This is a genomic window from Citrobacter sp. CK199, assembly GCF_030333285.1.
Lineage (GTDB): Bacteria > Pseudomonadota > Gammaproteobacteria > Enterobacterales > Enterobacteriaceae > Citrobacter_B > Citrobacter_B koseri.
Genome location: NZ_JAOWGF010000019.1, coordinates 1 through 16,683, shown reverse-complemented (window position 1 = coordinate 16,683; position 16,683 = coordinate 1). Strand labels below are relative to the sequence as shown.

17 protein-coding genes, 1 rRNA gene and 1 riboswitch are annotated in these 16,683 nt (G+C 55.7%); of the genes, 7 read left to right on the top strand and 11 right to left on the bottom strand.

Going from position 1 to position 16,683, the window contains the following annotated elements; genetic code table 11:
- Positions 1-27 precede the first annotated feature (27 nt).
- From OGX75_RS01075 to OGX75_RS01035, 9 genes are all read right to left on the bottom strand, one after another.
- A complete protein-coding gene (locus OGX75_RS01075) occupies positions 28-345 on the bottom strand; it encodes a PTS lactose/cellobiose transporter subunit IIA (RefSeq protein WP_012133809.1) in 318 nt (105 codons plus the stop codon).
- A 4-nt stretch (positions 346-349) separates the two neighbouring features.
- Positions 350-655, bottom strand: a complete 306-nt coding sequence (locus OGX75_RS01070; RefSeq protein ID WP_012133808.1) for a PTS sugar transporter subunit IIB — start codon at positions 653-655, stop codon at positions 350-352.
- Positions 656-963: 308 nt separating this feature from the next.
- Positions 964-2,094 carry a 2-iminoacetate synthase ThiH gene (gene thiH / locus OGX75_RS01065; protein WP_012133806.1) on the bottom strand — a complete coding sequence of 377 codons (1,131 nt, stop codon included), beginning with the start codon at positions 2,092-2,094 and terminating at the stop codon, positions 964-966.
- The gene (gene thiG / locus OGX75_RS01060; RefSeq protein WP_012133805.1) at positions 2,091-2,861 is read right to left on the bottom strand and encodes a thiazole synthase; all 771 of its coding nucleotides are present in this window, start codon (positions 2,859-2,861) and stop codon (positions 2,091-2,093) included. The genes thiH and thiG overlap by 4 nt, the downstream gene beginning before the upstream one ends.
- A gap of 1 nt (position 2,862) precedes the next feature.
- Positions 2,863-3,063 (bottom strand): sulfur carrier protein ThiS, encoded by a 201-nt coding sequence (gene thiS / locus OGX75_RS01055; RefSeq protein WP_012133804.1) that lies wholly within the window; start codon positions 3,061-3,063, stop codon positions 2,863-2,865.
- Positions 3,044-3,802, bottom strand: coding sequence for a thiazole biosynthesis adenylyltransferase ThiF (gene thiF / locus OGX75_RS01050; RefSeq protein WP_012133803.1), 759 nt, complete (start codon positions 3,800-3,802; stop codon positions 3,044-3,046). Before thiF ends, thiS begins: the two co-directional genes overlap by 20 nt.
- Positions 3,795-4,430 (bottom strand): thiamine phosphate synthase, encoded by a 636-nt coding sequence (thiE, locus tag OGX75_RS01045; protein WP_275148037.1) that lies wholly within the window; start codon positions 4,428-4,430, stop codon positions 3,795-3,797. The genes thiF and thiE overlap by 8 nt, the downstream gene beginning before the upstream one ends.
- Positions 4,430-6,325 (bottom strand): phosphomethylpyrimidine synthase ThiC, encoded by a 1,896-nt coding sequence (thiC, locus tag OGX75_RS01040; RefSeq protein ID WP_049008958.1) that lies wholly within the window; start codon positions 6,323-6,325, stop codon positions 4,430-4,432. Before thiC ends, thiE begins: the two co-directional genes overlap by 1 nt.
- Positions 6,326-6,410: 85 nt before the next feature.
- A riboswitch (TPP riboswitch) is annotated at positions 6,411-6,520 on the bottom strand.
- Positions 6,521-6,570: 50 nt separating this feature from the next.
- Entirely contained in the window at positions 6,571-7,074 is a 504-nt protein-coding gene (locus OGX75_RS01035) for an Rsd/AlgQ family anti-sigma factor (protein ID WP_012133800.1), read from the bottom strand.
- 96 nt (positions 7,075-7,170) lie between these two features.
- Between OGX75_RS01035 and nudC the strand changes: the two genes are divergently transcribed.
- The 6 genes from nudC (at position 7,171) to OGX75_RS01005 (ending at position 11,525) form a co-directional block, all read left to right on the top strand.
- Positions 7,171-7,944 carry an NAD(+) diphosphatase gene (nudC, locus tag OGX75_RS01030; protein WP_047459742.1) on the top strand — a complete coding sequence of 258 codons (774 nt, stop codon included), beginning with the start codon at positions 7,171-7,173 and terminating at the stop codon, positions 7,942-7,944.
- Positions 7,945-7,983: 39 nt separating this feature from the next.
- Positions 7,984-9,048, top strand: a complete 1,065-nt coding sequence (hemE, locus tag OGX75_RS01025; RefSeq protein ID WP_012133798.1) for a uroporphyrinogen decarboxylase — start codon at positions 7,984-7,986, stop codon at positions 9,046-9,048.
- 9 nt (positions 9,049-9,057) lie between these two features.
- Complete coding sequence (gene nfi, locus OGX75_RS01020) at positions 9,058-9,729, top strand: deoxyribonuclease V (protein WP_286450943.1); 672 nt, start codon at positions 9,058-9,060, stop codon at positions 9,727-9,729.
- Between the two features lie 42 nt (positions 9,730-9,771).
- Positions 9,772-10,362, top strand: a complete 591-nt coding sequence (locus OGX75_RS01015) for a YjaG family protein (protein ID WP_012133796.1) — start codon at positions 9,772-9,774, stop codon at positions 10,360-10,362.
- A gap of 186 nt (positions 10,363-10,548) precedes the next feature.
- The gene (hupA, locus tag OGX75_RS01010; RefSeq protein WP_001044509.1) at positions 10,549-10,821 is read left to right on the top strand and encodes a nucleoid-associated protein HU-alpha; all 273 of its coding nucleotides are present in this window, start codon (positions 10,549-10,551) and stop codon (positions 10,819-10,821) included.
- Between the two features lie 11 nt (positions 10,822-10,832).
- A complete protein-coding gene (locus OGX75_RS01005) occupies positions 10,833-11,525 on the top strand; it encodes a DUF1481 domain-containing protein (protein ID WP_024130651.1) in 693 nt (230 codons plus the stop codon).
- Positions 11,526-11,599: 74 nt separating this feature from the next.
- On the opposite strand, the gene purD is transcribed toward OGX75_RS01005, so the two are convergent.
- Both purD and purH read right to left on the bottom strand, forming a co-directional pair.
- Positions 11,600-12,889 (bottom strand): phosphoribosylamine--glycine ligase, encoded by a 1,290-nt coding sequence (gene purD / locus OGX75_RS01000; RefSeq protein WP_130028934.1) that lies wholly within the window; start codon positions 12,887-12,889, stop codon positions 11,600-11,602.
- A 15-nt stretch (positions 12,890-12,904) separates the two neighbouring features.
- Positions 12,905-14,494 (bottom strand): bifunctional phosphoribosylaminoimidazolecarboxamide formyltransferase/IMP cyclohydrolase, encoded by a 1,590-nt coding sequence (purH, locus tag OGX75_RS00995; protein WP_286450942.1) that lies wholly within the window; start codon positions 14,492-14,494, stop codon positions 12,905-12,907.
- Positions 14,495-15,116: 622 nt separating this feature from the next.
- On the opposite strand from purH, the gene OGX75_RS00990 reads away from it, so the two are divergent.
- Positions 15,117-16,658: ribosomal RNA gene (locus OGX75_RS00990) — 16S ribosomal RNA — on the top strand.
- Positions 16,659-16,683 lie beyond the last annotated feature (25 nt).

The following is a 16,683-nucleotide window of genomic DNA, read 5'->3' as shown; positions in this document are numbered from 1 at the left end:
GGCGTAGCCGCCATCCGGCAACGGGTCTTAATTCACCAGTGGCAACCGACGATAAAGCTCAATCATATCCCCCGCCAAATCCTGAATAACCATCGCGTTCATCAGATGATCCTGGGAATGAACGGTGATCAGATTAACAGGCAGTTTTCCGGTTCCTTCATCAATCCCAATCAGCTTTGTCTGGATGCCGTGTGCCAGTTTGACAAACTCGCGCGACTCTTCCATCGCTTTCTCGGCGCCAGCAAAATCGCCTTTTCGCGCCAGTTGCAGTGCGGTCAGCGCCGAACTACGGGCTGCGCCTGCGTTGACCAGCAGCTCCATGATGATCGTCTCTAACTCTTCCATGCTATTACTCCATGAGCTTGAGGGCTTTTTCCAGCACGGCATCGCCTTTCATCATGCCGTAATCCATCATGTCGATAACCGCGACCTTTTTACCTAAGGGGTCGGCAAGCGCCTGCAATTTCGCCTGTTCATACTTGACCTGAGGGCCAAGCAAAACAATATCCGCAGTGGCGATGTTTTCTTTAAATTCAGCCACCGGAACAGCTTTGATACTGACTTCAACCCCTTTCTTCTGCGCGGCGTCTTTCATCCGTTGCACCAGCATGCTGGTGGACATCCCGGCGGCACAGCATAAAACGATATTCTTCATAATCGGCTCTCACGGTTCCCTTGGTTCTTCATCTTTAGCCTGTGGCCGGGGGGAGAACAACCGTCTTAAAGTGAATGTGTGTAAAGCATCACACAAAAACTGAAACCGGTTGCAGTAATCCGATGGGGTCTGCAAAGACTGTCTGACCAGATGTGAAGGCAGGGCGAAATGAGGAAGGAATTTTTCGCCCTGGTCAGCGTCCGCTGCCGACCATGACAACATAAAAAAACGGGAGCCTGACGACAATCTCCCGTTTTTTGTATTACGCACCGGCGCGCAAAAAAATTACGCCGTGTCACGTTCGTGCATTATGTTTGCGAAGCACGCCCCAGATAACTATCCCAGTCTTTCCAGACGGGCTGTAACCCCTGTGCGGTCAGTGCATTAGCAACGGCTTCTGGTCGGCGATCGTCATGAGGAGAAAACTGCTCCAGCTCGGGATGATTATCGGCATAGCCGCCTGGCTGCGTTTTTGAAAATGCGCTGACGTTATTAATCGCCAAAGGAATAACGTGATCGCGAAACCACGGCGATTCGCGCGTTGAGAGCGACAGTTCAATCTCCGGCGCCAGCAGACGAAATGCGCAAATGGTTTGCACCAACTGGCGCTCATCCATGATGGAGGCGGGTTCGACGCCGCCAGTACACGGTCGCAGGCGAGGGAAGGAGATAGAGTAGCGGCTCTGCCAGTAATGCTTCTGCATCCAGAGCAGATGCTCGGCTACCATGTAGCAGTCCACACGCCAGCTATCAGACAGCCCAATCAACGCGCCGAGACCAATTTTGTCGATACCTGCCCGACCCAGCCTGTCCGGGGTTTCCAGCCGCCAGAAGAAATCCTGCTTTTTCCCTTTCAGATGGTGCTGTGCGTAAATCGCCTCATGGTAGGTCTCCTGGTAGACCATCACGCCGTCAAGCCCCAGCGTTTTTAACTCGCTATACTCTTCTTCCGCCAGCGGCTGTACTTCCATCTGGAGTGAAGAAAACTGGCGACGGATAGCGGGCAAATGACGACGAAAATAGTCCATGCCGACTTTGGCCTGGTGCTCGCCAGTGACCAGCAGGAGATGCTCAAAACCCAGCTCGCGAATCGCCTCGCACTCACGGCCTATTTCTGTTTCATCCAGCGTCTTGCGCTTAATGCGGTTACTCATTGAAAAGCCGCAGTAAGTGCAGTCGTTGGCGCACAGATTAGAGAGATACAGCGGCACATAAAAGCTGACGGTATTGCCAAAGCGCTGACGGGTAAGGCGCTGCGCTCGTTGGGCCAACGGCTCCAGATAGTCGCTGGCGGCGGGTGAAAGCAGCGCCATCATGTCGTCGCGGCTAAGTTGCGTGGCGTTAAGCGCCCGTTCCACATCGGCGGCGGTTTTGCTGTTGATGCGCAGGCGAATATCGTCCCAGTCCAACTGTTGCCAGCGGTCGGTGAACGTTTTCATGCCGAAGCCTCCAGAAATCCGGTGAGCGGGCTGGTGGCCTGAGCGTAGCTGCTGCGCGTTCCGGGTACGGCCCGACGCGCCATAACTCCGGCTTCAACCGCCAGGCGAAAAGCCTGCGCCATCATCACCGGATCATCCGCTACCGCAATCGCCGTATTCACCAGTACCGCGTCAGCGCCCATTTCCAGCGCCTGTGTGGCGTGGCTGGGAACGCCGATACCGGCATCGACCACCACCGGAACGGTGGCCTGTTGGATGATGATCTCCAGCATCGCGCGCGTCTCCAGCCCCTGATTTGAACCAATGGGCGCACCGAGCGGCATGACGGCGGCGCAGCCAACCTCCTCAAGACGTTTGCACAACACCGGGTCGGCGCCGCAGTAGGGCAGCACGACGAACCCCTGTTTTACCAGCGCTTCTGCGGCTTTCAGCGTTTCGACAGGGTCCGGTAGCAGCCAGCGCGCGTCGGGGTGAATCTCCAGTTTCAGCCAGTGTGTGCCCAAGGCTTCCCGCGCCAGTTGCGCGGCGAAGATGGCTTCTTCCGCTGTTTTCGCACCGGAGGTATTGGGAAGCAGCGTTACCCCGGCATCAATAAGCGGTGCCAGAATCGCGTCATTGTGCTGGCGTAAATCCACGCGTTTCATCGCCAGCGTGACCAGCTGGCTGCCGGAAGCGCGAATCGCCTCGACCATCAGCTGTGAAGAGGCAAATTTCCCCGTGCCGGTGAACAGATGTGAATCAAACGTTTTATCTGCAATACGTAACATATCAACCCCCTGCAATAACCTGAAAAAGCAGGATCTGGTCGCCTTCCTGCACGATTTGCTGTTCCCACTGTTCACGCGGCAGGATCTGTTGATTCAGCGCCAGCGCCGCCCCTGGTTTCAGTTGGTTAAGCTGAGTGAGCAGATCGATAACGGACAGGCCGTCAGCGCACTGCATAGGTTCATCATTGAACTGAATCTGCATGACGCCCTCCGCATACCGGGCAACCGCTGGCGCGATGCAATGCCAGACTGCGCCACTGGCTGGTTTTGGCATCGAATAACCGCAACTCGCCGCCGGGGATGTCCATCCCGCTCAGTAACTTGATGGCTTCCAGCGCCTGCAATGTTCCCATCACGCCGACAACGGGGCCGACGATCCCTGCCGTGCGGCAGTTGCGTTCCGGTTCTTCATCATCCGGCCACAGGCAGCGGTAGCAGCCCTGTTCCCAGGGCGGCGTCAGCACCATCAACTGGCCGCCAAAGCCGACGGCGCTGGCGGTAATAAGTGGAGTATCCAGCGCGACGCAGGCGGCGTTGATCTCCTGACGGGTCGCCATGTTGTCGGTACAGTCGAGCACCACATCGGCGCGCTCAACCGCATGGCGGAGCGCATCGCCAGTGAGGCGCTGCTGTAACGCCAGCAGTTCAATATCCGGGTTCAGCCGTGCCAGCCGCTGCTTTGTCACCTGGGATTTAGGGCGGGCAATATCATCTGTGGTGAACAGGATTTGCCGTTGCAGATTGCTCAGATGTACTTCGTCATCGTCGGCTAAAACCAGCGTACCGATGCCAGCGCCCGCCAGATAGAGCGCCGCAGGGGAACCCAAACCGCCCAGCCCGACAATCAGAACCCGGCTGGCGAGCAATTTTTGCTGCCCTTCAATGGCGATATCGCCGAGCAAAATTTGTCGGCTGTAGCGCATAAAGTCGCGATCATTCATCGCCAGCCCCCACGATTGCCAGTAACTGCGCCGTTGCTTCGCGCCAGTCTTCCGCCCGGGTAATGGCGCTGACGACGGCAATACTGCCCACGCCAGTTTTCAGCACCGGCGAGGCGCGTTCGAGGCTGATCCCGCCGATGGCAACGGTGGGGTAATCGCCAAGACGTTCAATATGGCGCGCCAGCTGCTCCAGTCCTTGCGGCGCGGACGGCATCTGTTTGGTTTGCGTCGGGAATACGTGGCCGAGTGCGATATAAGACGGTCTGGCCGCCAGCGCTATGTCGATTTCCATGTCATCGTGGGTGGAAACGCCTAAGCGCAGCCCGGCAGCCTGAATCGCCTTCAGGTCGGTGGTTTCCAGATCTTCCTGACCGAGATGCACTCCGTAAGCGTTGTGCTTGATCGCCAGTCGCCAGTAGTCATTGATGAACAGGCGGGCATTGTAGCGGCGGCCCAGCGAGATAGCGGCTGATACGTCGTCCTCCACCTCTTCGTCGCGCTTGTCTTTGATACGTAGCTGGAGGGTGCGGACACCCGCCTCCAGCAAGCGTTCGATCCATTGCACGCTATCAACGACCGGATAAAGCCCCAGGCGGAAAGGCACCGCTGGGAAATCGGGCTGATACATTATGCCTCCTCCTTCCTGAGATAGATTTCACCGCCTTTGGCGCGGAAGTTTTCTGACATATCCGCCATTCCTACCTCGATGGTCTGCGCCGCCGCGTAGTCGCGGACTTCCTGGCTGATCTTCATTGAGCAGAATTTGGGGCCGCACATGGAACAGAAGTGCGCCACTTTACCGGATTCCTGCGGCAGGGTTTCGTCGTGGTAGGCGCGGGCGGTGAACGGGTCAAGCGCCAGGTTAAACTGGTCTTCCCAGCGGAACTCAAAGCGGGCTTTCGACATGGCGTTATCTCGGATTTGCGCGCCAGGATGGCCTTTTGCCAGGTCGGCGGCATGCGCCGCGATTTTGTAGGTGATCAGCCCCTGTTTCACATCCTCTTTGTTCGGCAGGCCGAGGTGCTCTTTTGGCGTTACGTAGCAGAGCATGGCGCAGCCAAACCAGCCAATCATTGCCGCGCCAATACCGGAGGTGAAGTGGTCGTAGCCCGGCGCAATATCGGTGGTCAGTGGCCCTAAGGTGTAGAACGGCGCTTCGTGGCAGTGTTCCAGCTCTTCGGTCATGTTACGGCGGATCATCTGCATCGGTACGTGGCCAGGGCCTTCAATCATCACCTGCACGTCGTACTCCCAGGCAATTTTGGTCAGCTCGCCCAGCGTGTGCAGCTCGGCAAACTGCGCTTCGTCGTTCGCATCCTGAATCGATCCCGGACGCAGACCGTCGCCCAGCGACAGCGAGACATCGTAAGCGGCGCAGATCTCGCAGATTTCGCGGAAGTGCTCGTAGAGGAAGTTTTCTTGATGGTGAGAGAGGCACCATTTCGCCATGATCGAACCGCCGCGCGAGACGATACCGGTCAGACGTTTTGCGGTCATTGGCACATAGCGCAGTAGCACGCCCGCGTGGATGGTGAAGTAGTCTACCCCCTGTTCCGCCTGCTCCAGCAGCGTGTCGCGGAAGGCTTCCCAGGTGAGATCTTCGGCGATCCCGTTCACTTTCTCCAGCGCCTGATAGATCGGCACGGTGCCGATAGGTACCGGGCTGTTACGCAGGATCCACTCGCGGGTTTCGTGAATATAGCGACCGGTTGAGAGGTCCATCACCGTATCTGCGCCCCAGCGCGTTGACCACACCAGTTTTTCCACCTCTTCTTCAATGGAGGAAGTGACCGCTGAGTTGCCGATATTGGCGTTGACCTTCACCAGGAAGTTGCGTCCGATGATCATCGGTTCGGATTCCGGGTGGTTGATGTTGGCCGGGATAATCGCGCGACCGGCGGCCACTTCGTCACGAACAAATTCTGGCGTGATGTTTTCCGGCAGGCGCGCGCCAAACCCAACGCCCGGATGCTGCTGGCGTAACACATCGCCGCGAATGCGCTCACGCCCCATGTTTTCACGAATAGCGATAAACTCCATTTCCGGGGTCACAATTCCCTGACGCGCATAGTGCAGTTGCGTTACGCACTTGCCCGCTTTGGCGCGCTTCGGCGTGAGCAGCCCCGTAAAACGCAGCTCGTCCAGTCCATCATCGGCCAGACGTTCTTTGGTGTACGCCGAGCTACGGTCGGTCAATTCTTCGCTGTCTGCACGAGCCTCAATCCAGGGCTGACGCAGTTTTGCCAGCCCCTGCTGAACGTTAATGGCGACATCAGGATCGCCATAGGGGCCAGAGGTGTCATAGACCGGGATGGCTTCGTTCTCTTCGTATTGCGGATTATCTTTGCTGCCGCCGATGAGCGTGGGGCTGAGCTGGATTTCGCGCATCGGAATGCGGATGTCCGGTTGTGAGCCGGTAATATAAATACGTTTTGAGTTCGGAAAGGCGGTGCCTTCCAGGGTGTCGATAAAGTGTTGGGCCTGGGCGCGTTGTTCGCGGCGAGTCAATTTTGTTGCAGACATAGCTCATTCCAAAAAGTGAAGGACGTGGCTTGTCAGACGACGGATGGAGTAATGGATGCGCGTTGCCCGTACAGGCTGACGCATAAAGCAGTTTACTCTTGTTCCCTTCGCAGGTATTAGCCTGATCAGGTTCCGCGGATCCCGAATTAACGGTCTCAGCCTGTGTTTTCACACACGGCACTCCGACAAGATGTAACCCCGGCGACGGGGCAATGGATGTAAATTACTCGTTACTGATTCATAACTCAAGCAGGCCGTGCAATTCCGCTTTCATCCTGGGCATTAAGCGTTAGATTATTGTCGAAGGCCAGCAGGATGAGTTTATCTTCCAGCGTAAACCGCGCTTCCAGCGCTTCGCCGATGTCGGAGAGCACTTGCTGAAACTCCGCATAATTATCGTGATCGATCGCGTTCTCCAGGCTGGAGTCGTAATATTCCATGATCTGTTGAGTATTGGCTTCCAGCAATGAATGGAGGCGCGTTGCGGTCGAACGCGGGTTTCCCTCTTCCATTTCTCGGATAATGTGTTCATAAATACTGAAGTGTCCGGCGGAAAGGTAGTCGACCAGGCCCTGACAAAAATCATCCAGCGCTTTTTCATTCAGCCGCATGTACGATTCTTTGCCAGGCTTAATGCCAACCAGATTGTAGTAAGCCACGAGCAGGTGCTTACGTACATGTAGCCAGCGATCAACCAGTTTATTACTTCCTTCGACGTGTTCCGTCAGGCTTTCCAGCTGGTTTAGCATGATTGACTCCGCAAGTTTAGATTTAAAACTGCTCACCTGAAAAATGTAAATATAATGTTAACAACATGCCAGTGAAGCAAAGGTAGTGCAAGAGCTATGGATCGTATTATTGAAAAATTAGATCACGGTTGGTGGATCGTCAGTCACGAGCAAAAATTATGGTTGCCTCGTGGAGAATTGCCATATGGCGAAGCGACAAATTTCGATCTTGTGGGGCAGCGCGCACTCCTGATTGGCGAGTGGGAAGGGGAGCCTGTCTGGCTGGTGTTACAGCATCGTCGGCATGATATGGGGTCGGTACGGCAGGTCATCGATCGGGACGTTGGCCTGTTTCAACTGGCGGGGCGGGGCGTGCAGCTGGCGGAATTTTACCGTTCGCACAAATTCTGCGGTTACTGTGGCCACCCCATGTATCCGAGCAAGACCGAATGGGCGATGCTGTGCAGCCACTGCCGCGAGCGTTACTATCCGCAGATTGCTCCCTGCATTATTGTCGCCATCCGGCGCGCCGATTCCATTTTACTGGCCCAGCATACGCGCCATCGTAACGGTGTTCATACGGTGCTGGCCGGGTTTGTGGAAGTGGGGGAGACCTTAGAGCAGGCGGTCGCGCGCGAGGTGATGGAAGAGAGCGGCATCAAAGTGAAAAATTTGCGTTACGTGACCTCACAGCCCTGGCCGTTCCCGCAATCGCTGATGACGGCGTTTATGGCGGAGTATGACAGCGGCGAGATTGTCATCGACCCGAAAGAGCTGCTGGAGGCGGGCTGGTATCGCTATGACGATCTTCCGTTATTGCCGCCGCCGGGCACGGTGGCGCGTCGTTTGATCGAAGATACTGTGGCAATGTGTCGGGCTGAGTATGAGTGATGGTACACTGGCACCCTGACGCAATGAAGGAACTGCAAAATGACCGAACTGAAGAACGATCGTTATCTGCGTGCGCTGCTGCGCCAGCCCGTTGATGTTACCCCGGTATGGATGATGCGCCAGGCAGGCCGCTATCTGCCGGAGTACAAAGCCACCCGCGCACAAGCAGGCGATTTTATGTCGCTGTGCAAAAATGCTGAGCTGGCGTGCGAAGTTACGCTACAACCGCTGCGGCGCTACCCGCTTGATGCGGCGATCCTCTTCTCGGACATTCTGACCATCCCGGATGCGATGGGGCTGGGACTCTATTTTGAGGCCGGGGAAGGCCCGCGCTTTACTTCGCCAGTCGCCTGTAAAGCGGATGTCGATAAGCTACCGATTCCTGACCCGGAAGACGAACTGGGCTACGTGATGAACGCGGTGCGTACGATTCGCCGCGAGTTGAAAGGTGACGTTCCGCTGATTGGTTTTTCCGGCAGCCCGTGGACGCTGGCGACTTACATGGTGGAAGGCGGCAGCAGCAAAGCCTTTACCGTCATCAAAAAAATGATGTATGCCGATCCGCAGGCGCTGCATGCGCTGCTCGATAAGCTGGCGAAAAGCGTCACTCTGTATCTCAACGCGCAGATTAAAGCGGGCGCGCAGTCGGTCATGATTTTCGACACCTGGGGCGGCGTGCTGACGGGGCGCGATTACCAGCAGTTCTCGCTGTATTACATGCATAAAATCGTTGATGGTTTACTACGGGAAAACGACGGTCGCCGTGTACCGGTCACGTTATTCACCAAAGGTGGCGGCCAGTGGCTGGAGGCGATGGCGGAAACCGGGTGTGATGCGTTAGGTCTCGACTGGACAACCGATATTGCCGACGCGCGCCGTCGCGTGGGCCATAAAGTGGCGCTACAGGGCAATATGGACCCGTCCATGCTCTATGCGCCACCGGCGCGCATTGAAGAGGAAGTGGCGACGATTCTCGCCGGATTCGGCCAGGGTGAAGGCCACGTCTTTAATCTTGGACACGGCATCCACCAGGATGTGCCGCCGGAGCACGCGGGCGCATTTGTTGATGCGGTACACCGCTTGTCTGAACAGTACCACCGCTAAGGAGTCATTATGGATCTCGCGTCGCTACGCGCTCAACAAATTGAACTCGCCTCGTCGGTGATCCGCGAGGATCGCCTTGATAACGATCCGCCGGATCTGATCGCCGGGGCGGATGTTGGGTTCGAGCAGGGCGGGGAAGTGACGCGAGCGGCGATGGTGCTGTTGACGTATCCAGCGCTTGAGCTGGTGGAATACAAAGTGGCGCGTATCGCCACTACCATGCCGTATATCCCCGGCTTCCTCTCCTTTCGCGAGTATCCTGCGCTGTTGGCGGCGTGGGAACAGCTGTCACAAAAACCGGATTTAGTCTTTGTCGATGGGCACGGTATTTCCCACCCGCGTCGTCTGGGGGTGGCAAGCCACTTTGGATTGATGATGGATGTACCCACCATCGGCGTAGCGAAAAAACGGCTGTGCGGCAAGTTTGAGCCGCTTTCCGCCGAACCTGGCGCGCTGGCCCCGCTGATGGACAAAGGCGAGCAGTTAGCCTGGGTCTGGCGCAGCAAAGCGCGCTGTAACCCGCTGTTTATCGCGACCGGACATCGCGTGAGTACCGACAGCGCGTTGGCGTGGGTGCAGCGCTGTATGCAAGGCTACCGTCTGCCGGAACCGACGCGCTGGGCGGATGCGGTGGCATCAGAGCGTCCGGCGTTTATGCGCTGGCAAGCAAATCACCGCTGATTCAGGTACACTGCGGCTCATTTCTGATTTCGAGAATTCAACATGTTACAAAACCCGATTCATCTGCGTCTGGAACGCCTGGAAAGCTGGCAGCACGTCACCTTTATGGCTTGTTTGTGCGAGCGTATGTATCCGAACTATGCCATGTTCTGTCAGCAGACGGGTTTTGGCGATGGGCAGGTGTACCGCCGAATCCTGGATCTCATCTGGGAAACGCTGACGGTGAAAGATGCGAAGGTCAATTTTGACAGCCAGCTGGAAAAGTTTGAGGAAGCGATTCCGGCTGCTGACGATTTTGATCTGTACGGCGTTTACCCGGCGATTGATGCCTGCGTTGCATTAAGCGAGTTAATGCATTCTCGTCTCAGTGGCGAAACGCTGGAACATGCCATTGAGGTCAGTAAGACATCCATTACCACGGTTGCGATGCTGGAAATGACTCAGGCTGGTCGAGAAATGACCGATGAAGAGCTCAAAGAAAACCCGGCTGTTGAACAGGAATGGGACATTCAGTGGGAAATATTCCGACTTTTGGCCGACTGCGAAGAACGCGATATTGAGCTGATAAAAGGGCTTCGGGCAGACCTGCGCGAGGCCGGTGAGAGCAATATCGGTATAAATTTTGAGCAATGACACCAGAAAACGTGATTTAACGCCTGATTTGTCGTGCCTGGAGGCTTCCCTTCCGCCCCCCGTCTGGTCTACATTTGGGGGGCGAAAAAAAGTGGCTATCGGTGCGTGTATGCAGGAGAGTGCTTTTCTGGCATTTCCGTCGCACTCGATGCTTAGCAAGCGATAAACACATTGTAAGGATAACTTATGAACAAGACTCAACTGATTGATGTAATTGCAGACAAAGCAGAACTGTCCAAAACCCAGGCTAAAGCTGCTCTGGAATCCACTCTGGCTGCTATTACTGAGTCTCTGAAAGAAGGCGATGCTGTACAACTGGTTGGTTTCGGTACCTTCAAAGTGAACCACCGCGCTGAGCGTACTGGCCGCAACCCGCAGACCGGTAAAGAAATCAAAATCGCTGCAGCGAATGTACCGGCGTTTGTTTCTGGTAAAGCACTGAAAGACGCAGTTAAGTAATTCGCGTGGCAGTGAACAGTTTTAATGAAGGGGCGCTCTCGCCCCTTTTGTCTGTCTGGCGTCGTATGCTGACGTTGGCAGGCGCGCTGTTGCTGTCCGCTTGTAGCCATAACACGACGCTTCCACCGTTTACGGCCAGCGGTTATGTTGACGACCAGGGTGCGGTACGCATCTGGCGTAAAGATTCCAGCGATGGCGTCCATCTGCTCTCGGTCTTTAGCCCGTGGCGTAACGGCAGCACCACAACCAGCGAATACCGCTGGCAGGGCGACATGCTCTCCCTGATTGAACTCAATATTTACAGCAAACCTTCTGAACATATTCGCGCACGCTTCGACGATCATGGCGAGCTCAGTTTTATGCAGCATGAAGTCGACGGGCAGAAGCAGCAGCTTTCCAGCGACCAGATCGCCTTATACCGCTATCGCGCCAATCAGATCCGCCAGACCAGTGACGCATTGCGTCAGGGACGCGTCGTGCTGCGTCAGGGACGCTGGCATGCAGACCGTACGGTAACTACCTGCGAAGGCGAAACGTTGAAACCAGACCTGGATGCGTGGGCTATCAGCCACATAGAGCGACGTCAGCAGCGTTCATCGATAGAGGTGAGTGTGGCATGGCTGGAGGCGCCTGATGGCTCTCAGCTGCTGCTGGTGGCCAATGAAGACTTCTGCCACTGGCAACCTATAGAGAAGACGTTCTGATGATTGCCGGATGGCGGCTTGCGTCTTATCCGGCCTACAGTTGTTCTCCATAGGCCGGATAAGAGGTGTCAGCGTTAGTTTTGCTCGCGTTCGATCGCGCGCCAGCCGATATCTTTGCGGCTAAAGCAGTTATCCCAGTGGATATCTGCCATCAGCGCGTAGGCACGCTGCTGTGCTTCGGCAACGGTATGGCCTAGCGCAGTGGCGCACAGTACGCGACCGCCGCTTGTTACGACCCGGTCATCTTCCGCCAGTTTGGTGCCGGCATGGAATACCTTACCGTCCGCCACCTCTTCCAGCGGCAGACCGTGGATCACATCGCCTGTGCGGTAGTCGCCCGGATAACCGCCAGCCGCCATCACCACGCCGAGCGATGCGCGCTCATCCCACTCAGACGTTTTCTCGTCCAGCTTACCGTCGCAGGCAGCCAGACAAAGTTCAACCAGATCGGATTTCATACGCAGCATGATTGGCTGGGTTTCCGGGTCGCCAAAGCGGCAGTTGAATTCGATAACTTTCGGGTTGCCCTGCTTATCGATCATCAACCCAGCGTACAGGAAGCCGGTATAAGTATTGCCTTCCGCCGCCATGCCTTTTACGGTTGGCCAAATGATGCGCTCCATCGTGCGCTGATGAACCTCGTCGGTCACCACCGGCGCCGGGGAGTAAGCGCCCATACCGCCGGTATTCAGCCCGGTATCGCCATCGCCGACGCGTTTGTGATCCTGGCTGGTGGCCATTGGCAGCACATGTTCGCCATCGACCATCACGATGAAGCTCGCTTCTTCACCGTCGAGGAACTCTTCGATCACGATACGGTGTCCCGCGTCGCCAAACGCGTTACCCGCCAGCATGTCATGAACGGCGGCTTCGGCCTCGCTCAGCGTCATCGCCACAATCACGCCTTTCCCGGCAGCCAGTCCGTCGGCTTTAATGACGATCGGCGCGCCTTTCTCACGCAGGTAAGCCAGCGCGGGTTCGATCTCCGTGAAGTTCTGGTACTCCGCCGTCGGAATCTGGTGACGGGCGAGGAAATCCTTGGTGAAGGCTTTGGAGCCTTCCAGCTGTGCGGCGCCTTCGGTTGGGCCAAAGATTTTCAGGCCAGCGGCGCGGAAAGTATCCACCACGCCTTTCACCAGCGGCGCTTCCGGGCCGACGATGGTCAGATCGATCTTCTCGTTCTGGGCAAAGCTCAACAGTGCCGGAATATCCGTGACGCCAATAGCGACGTTTTGCAGCGCCGGTTCCAGCGCTGTTCCGGCGTTACCTGGCGCGACATACACGGTTTCAACCTGCGGTGATTGCGCCGCTTTCCACGCCAGGGCGTGTTCGCGCCCGCCGTTGCCGATTACTAATACTTTCATTGTCTGCTCCGTGAATTAATGGCGGAAGTGACGCATGTCGGTGAAGATCATCGCAATGCCGTGTTCATCAGCGGCGGCAATGACTTCATCATCACGGATGGAGCCACCGGGCTGGATCACGCAGCTCACGCCAACAGCGGCAGCAGCATCAATACCGTCGCGGAACGGGAAGAACGCGTCAGATGCCATTGCGGAACCTTTTACTTCCAGTCCTTCATCGCTCGCTTTAATACCGGCGATCTTCGCGGAATAAACGCGGCTCATCTGGCCCGCGCCAATACCGATAGTCATATTCTCTTTCGCGTACACAATCGCGTTGGATTTCACAAACTTCGCTACTTTCCAGCAGAACAGCGCGTCACGCAGTTCCTGCTCGCTCGGCTGACGTTTGGTTACCACGCGCAGTTCGCCTGCCGTTACCATACCCAGGTCACGATCCTGAACCAGCAGGCCGCCGTTAACGCGTTTGAAGTCCAGGCCCGGGACGCGCTCGGCCCACTGGCCGCAGGTCAGGACGCGCACGTTCTGTTTGGCGGCGGTAATCTTCAGGGCGTCTTCAGATGCGGAAGGCGCAATGATCACTTCGACAAACTGACGGGAGATGATGGCCTGTGCCGTTTCGGCATCCAGTTCGCGGTTAAACGCGATGATGCCGCCGAATGCGGAGGTCGGGTCAGTCTTGTATGCGCGATCGTAAGCGTCGAGAATAGAAGTGCTTACCGCCACGCCACACGGGTTAGCGTGCTTCACGATGACGCAGGCGGGCTCGCTGAACTCTTTCACACACTCCAGCGCCGCATCGGTATCGGCGATATTGTTGTAGGAGAGCGCTTTGCCCTGTACCTGCTGCGCGGTCGCAACAGATGCTTCTTGCACATTCTCTTCTATATAGAAGGCTGCCTGCTGGTGGCTGTTTTCGCCGTAGCGCATATCCTGCTTCTTAATGAAGTTCAGATTCAGGGTACGCGGGAAGCGGCCAGCGGCCTCTTTGCTTTCACCGTGATATGCCGGAACCATGCTGCCGAAGTAGTTGGCAATCATGCTGTCGTAGGCAGCGGTGTGTTCGAAGGCTTTAATGGCGAGATCGAAACGGGTATCAAGGGTCAGTGAACCGTCGTTGCTATCCATCTCTTCAATAATGGCATCGTAGTCGCTGCTCTTTACAACGATAGCGACATCTTTATGGTTCTTGGCTGCGGAGCGCACCATGGTCGGGCCGCCGATATCAATGTTCTCTACGGCATCTTCCAGCGAGCAACCTTCACGAGCGACAGTCTGGGCGAACGGGTACAGGTTAACAACAACCATATCGATTGGCGCGATACCGTGTTGTTCCATAATTCCGTCATCCTGACCACGGCGACCGAGAATACCGCCGTGTACTTTCGGATGCAGGGTCTTCACGCGTCCATCCATCATTTCCGGGAAACCGGTGTAATCGGAAACTTCGGTCACCGGCAGACCTTTATCTGCTAACAGACGGGCAGTGCCCCCTGTAGACAGCAGCTCCACACCGCGTGCGGAAAGTGCCTGGGCGAATTCGACGATACCGGCCTTGTCAGAAACACTGAGCAGAGCGCGGCGGACTGGACGACGTTGTTGCATGGTAAATCCCCTGGATTTGACTATTACAGAGAGCGTTAGCTGAATTTTTCGTGAAAAACTCAGCTAACGCCCCTTACGGGGCATCCTTGTTTTGCGGTGGCATTGTAACGAAAACGTTTGCGCAACGCTCGCGAATTTTTCTTTTTCCATTCGATACCCTTTTATTCCTGTATTGAGCGCGTCTTTATTAAGGAGAGATTCAGGAAATGATCGCCAGGATTGTGGATAACTCTGTGTGTAAAAGGGTATAAGGCGGGGTTTTGCTGGGGAATGCAGCAGTCAGTCATTTTTCTGTCATTTTTCTATTGCGGCCTGCGGAGAACTCCCTATAATGCGCCTCCATCGACACGGCGGATGTGAATCACTTCACACAAACAGCCGGTTGATTAAAGAGAAAAATCCTGAAATTCAGGGTTGACTCTGAAAGAGGAAAGCGTAATATACGCCACCTCGCGACAGAGCGCTAAAGCGCGTCGCAACTGCTCTTTAACAATTTATCAGACAATCTGTGTGGGCACTCAAAGTGACATGGATTCTTAATGTCTTCGGACAATAAATGAATACCAAGTCTCTGAGTGAACACGTAATTCATTACGAAGTTTAATTCACGAGCATCAAACTTAAATTGAAGAGTTTGATCATGGCTCAGATTGAACGCTGGCGGCAGGCCTAACACATGCAAGTCGAACGGTAACAGGAAGCAGCTTGCTGCTTTGCTGACGAGTGGCGGACGGGTGAGTAATGTCTGGGAAACTGCCTGATGGAGGGGGATAACTACTGGAAACGGTAGCTAATACCGCATAACGTCGCAAGACCAAAGAGGGGGACCTTCGGGCCTCTTGCCATCAGATGTGCCCAGATGGGATTAGCTTGTTGGTGGGGTAACGGCTCACCAAGGCGACGATCCCTAGCTGGTCTGAGAGGATGACCAGCCACACTGGAACTGAGACACGGTCCAGACTCCTACGGGAGGCAGCAGTGGGGAATATTGCACAATGGGCGCAAGCCTGATGCAGCCATGCCGCGTGTATGAAGAAGGCCTTCGGGTTGTAAAGTACTTTCAGCGGGGAGGAAGGTGTTGTGGTTAATAACCGCAGCAATTGACGTTACCCGCAGAAGAAGCACCGGCTAACTCCGTGCCAGCAGCCGCGGTAATACGGAGGGTGCAAGCGTTAATCGGAATTACTGGGCGTAAAGCGCACGCAGGCGGTCTGTTAAGTCAGATGTGAAATCCCCGGGCTCAACCTGGGAACTGCATCTGATACTGGCAGGCTTGAGTCTCGTAGAGGGGGGTAGAATTCCAGGTGTAGCGGTGAAATGCGTAGAGATCTGGAGGAATACCGGTGGCGAAGGCGGCCCCCTGGACGAAGACTGACGCTCAGGTGCGAAAGCGTGGGGAGCAAACAGGATTAGATACCCTGGTAGTCCACGCCGTAAACGATGTCGACTTGGAGGTTGTGCCCTTGAGGCGTGGCTTCCGGAGCTAACGCGTTAAGTCGACCGCCTGGGGAGTACGGCCGCAAGGTTAAAACTCAAATGAATTGACGGGGGCCCGCACAAGCGGTGGAGCATGTGGTTTAATTCGATGCAACGCGAAGAACCTTACCTGGTCTTGACATCCACGGAAGTTTTCAGAGATGAGAATGTGCCTTCGGGAACCGTGAGACAGGTGCTGCATGGCTGTCGTCAGCTCGTGTTGTGAAATGTTGGGTTAAGTCCCGCAACGAGCGCAACCCTTATCCTTTGTTGCCAGCGGTCCGGCCGGGAACTCAAAGGAGACTGCCAGTGATAAACTGGAGGAAGGTGGGGATGACGTCAAGTCATCATGGCCCTTACGACCAGGGCTACACACGTGCTACAATGGCATATACAAAGAGAAGCGACCTCGCGAGAGCAAGCGGACCTCATAAAGTATGTCGTAGTCCGGATTGGAGTCTGCAACTCGACTCCATGAAGTCGGAATCGCTAGTAATCGTGGATCAGAATGCCACGGTGAATACGTTCCCGGGCCTTGTACACACCGCCCGTCACACCATGGGAGTGGGTTGCAAAAGAAGTAGGTAGCTTAACCTTCGGGAGGGCGCTTACCACTTTGTGATTCATGACTGGGGTGAAGTCGTAACAAGGTAACCGTAGGGGAACCTGCGGTTGGATCACCTCCTTACCTTAAAGAACCTGCCTTTGCAGTG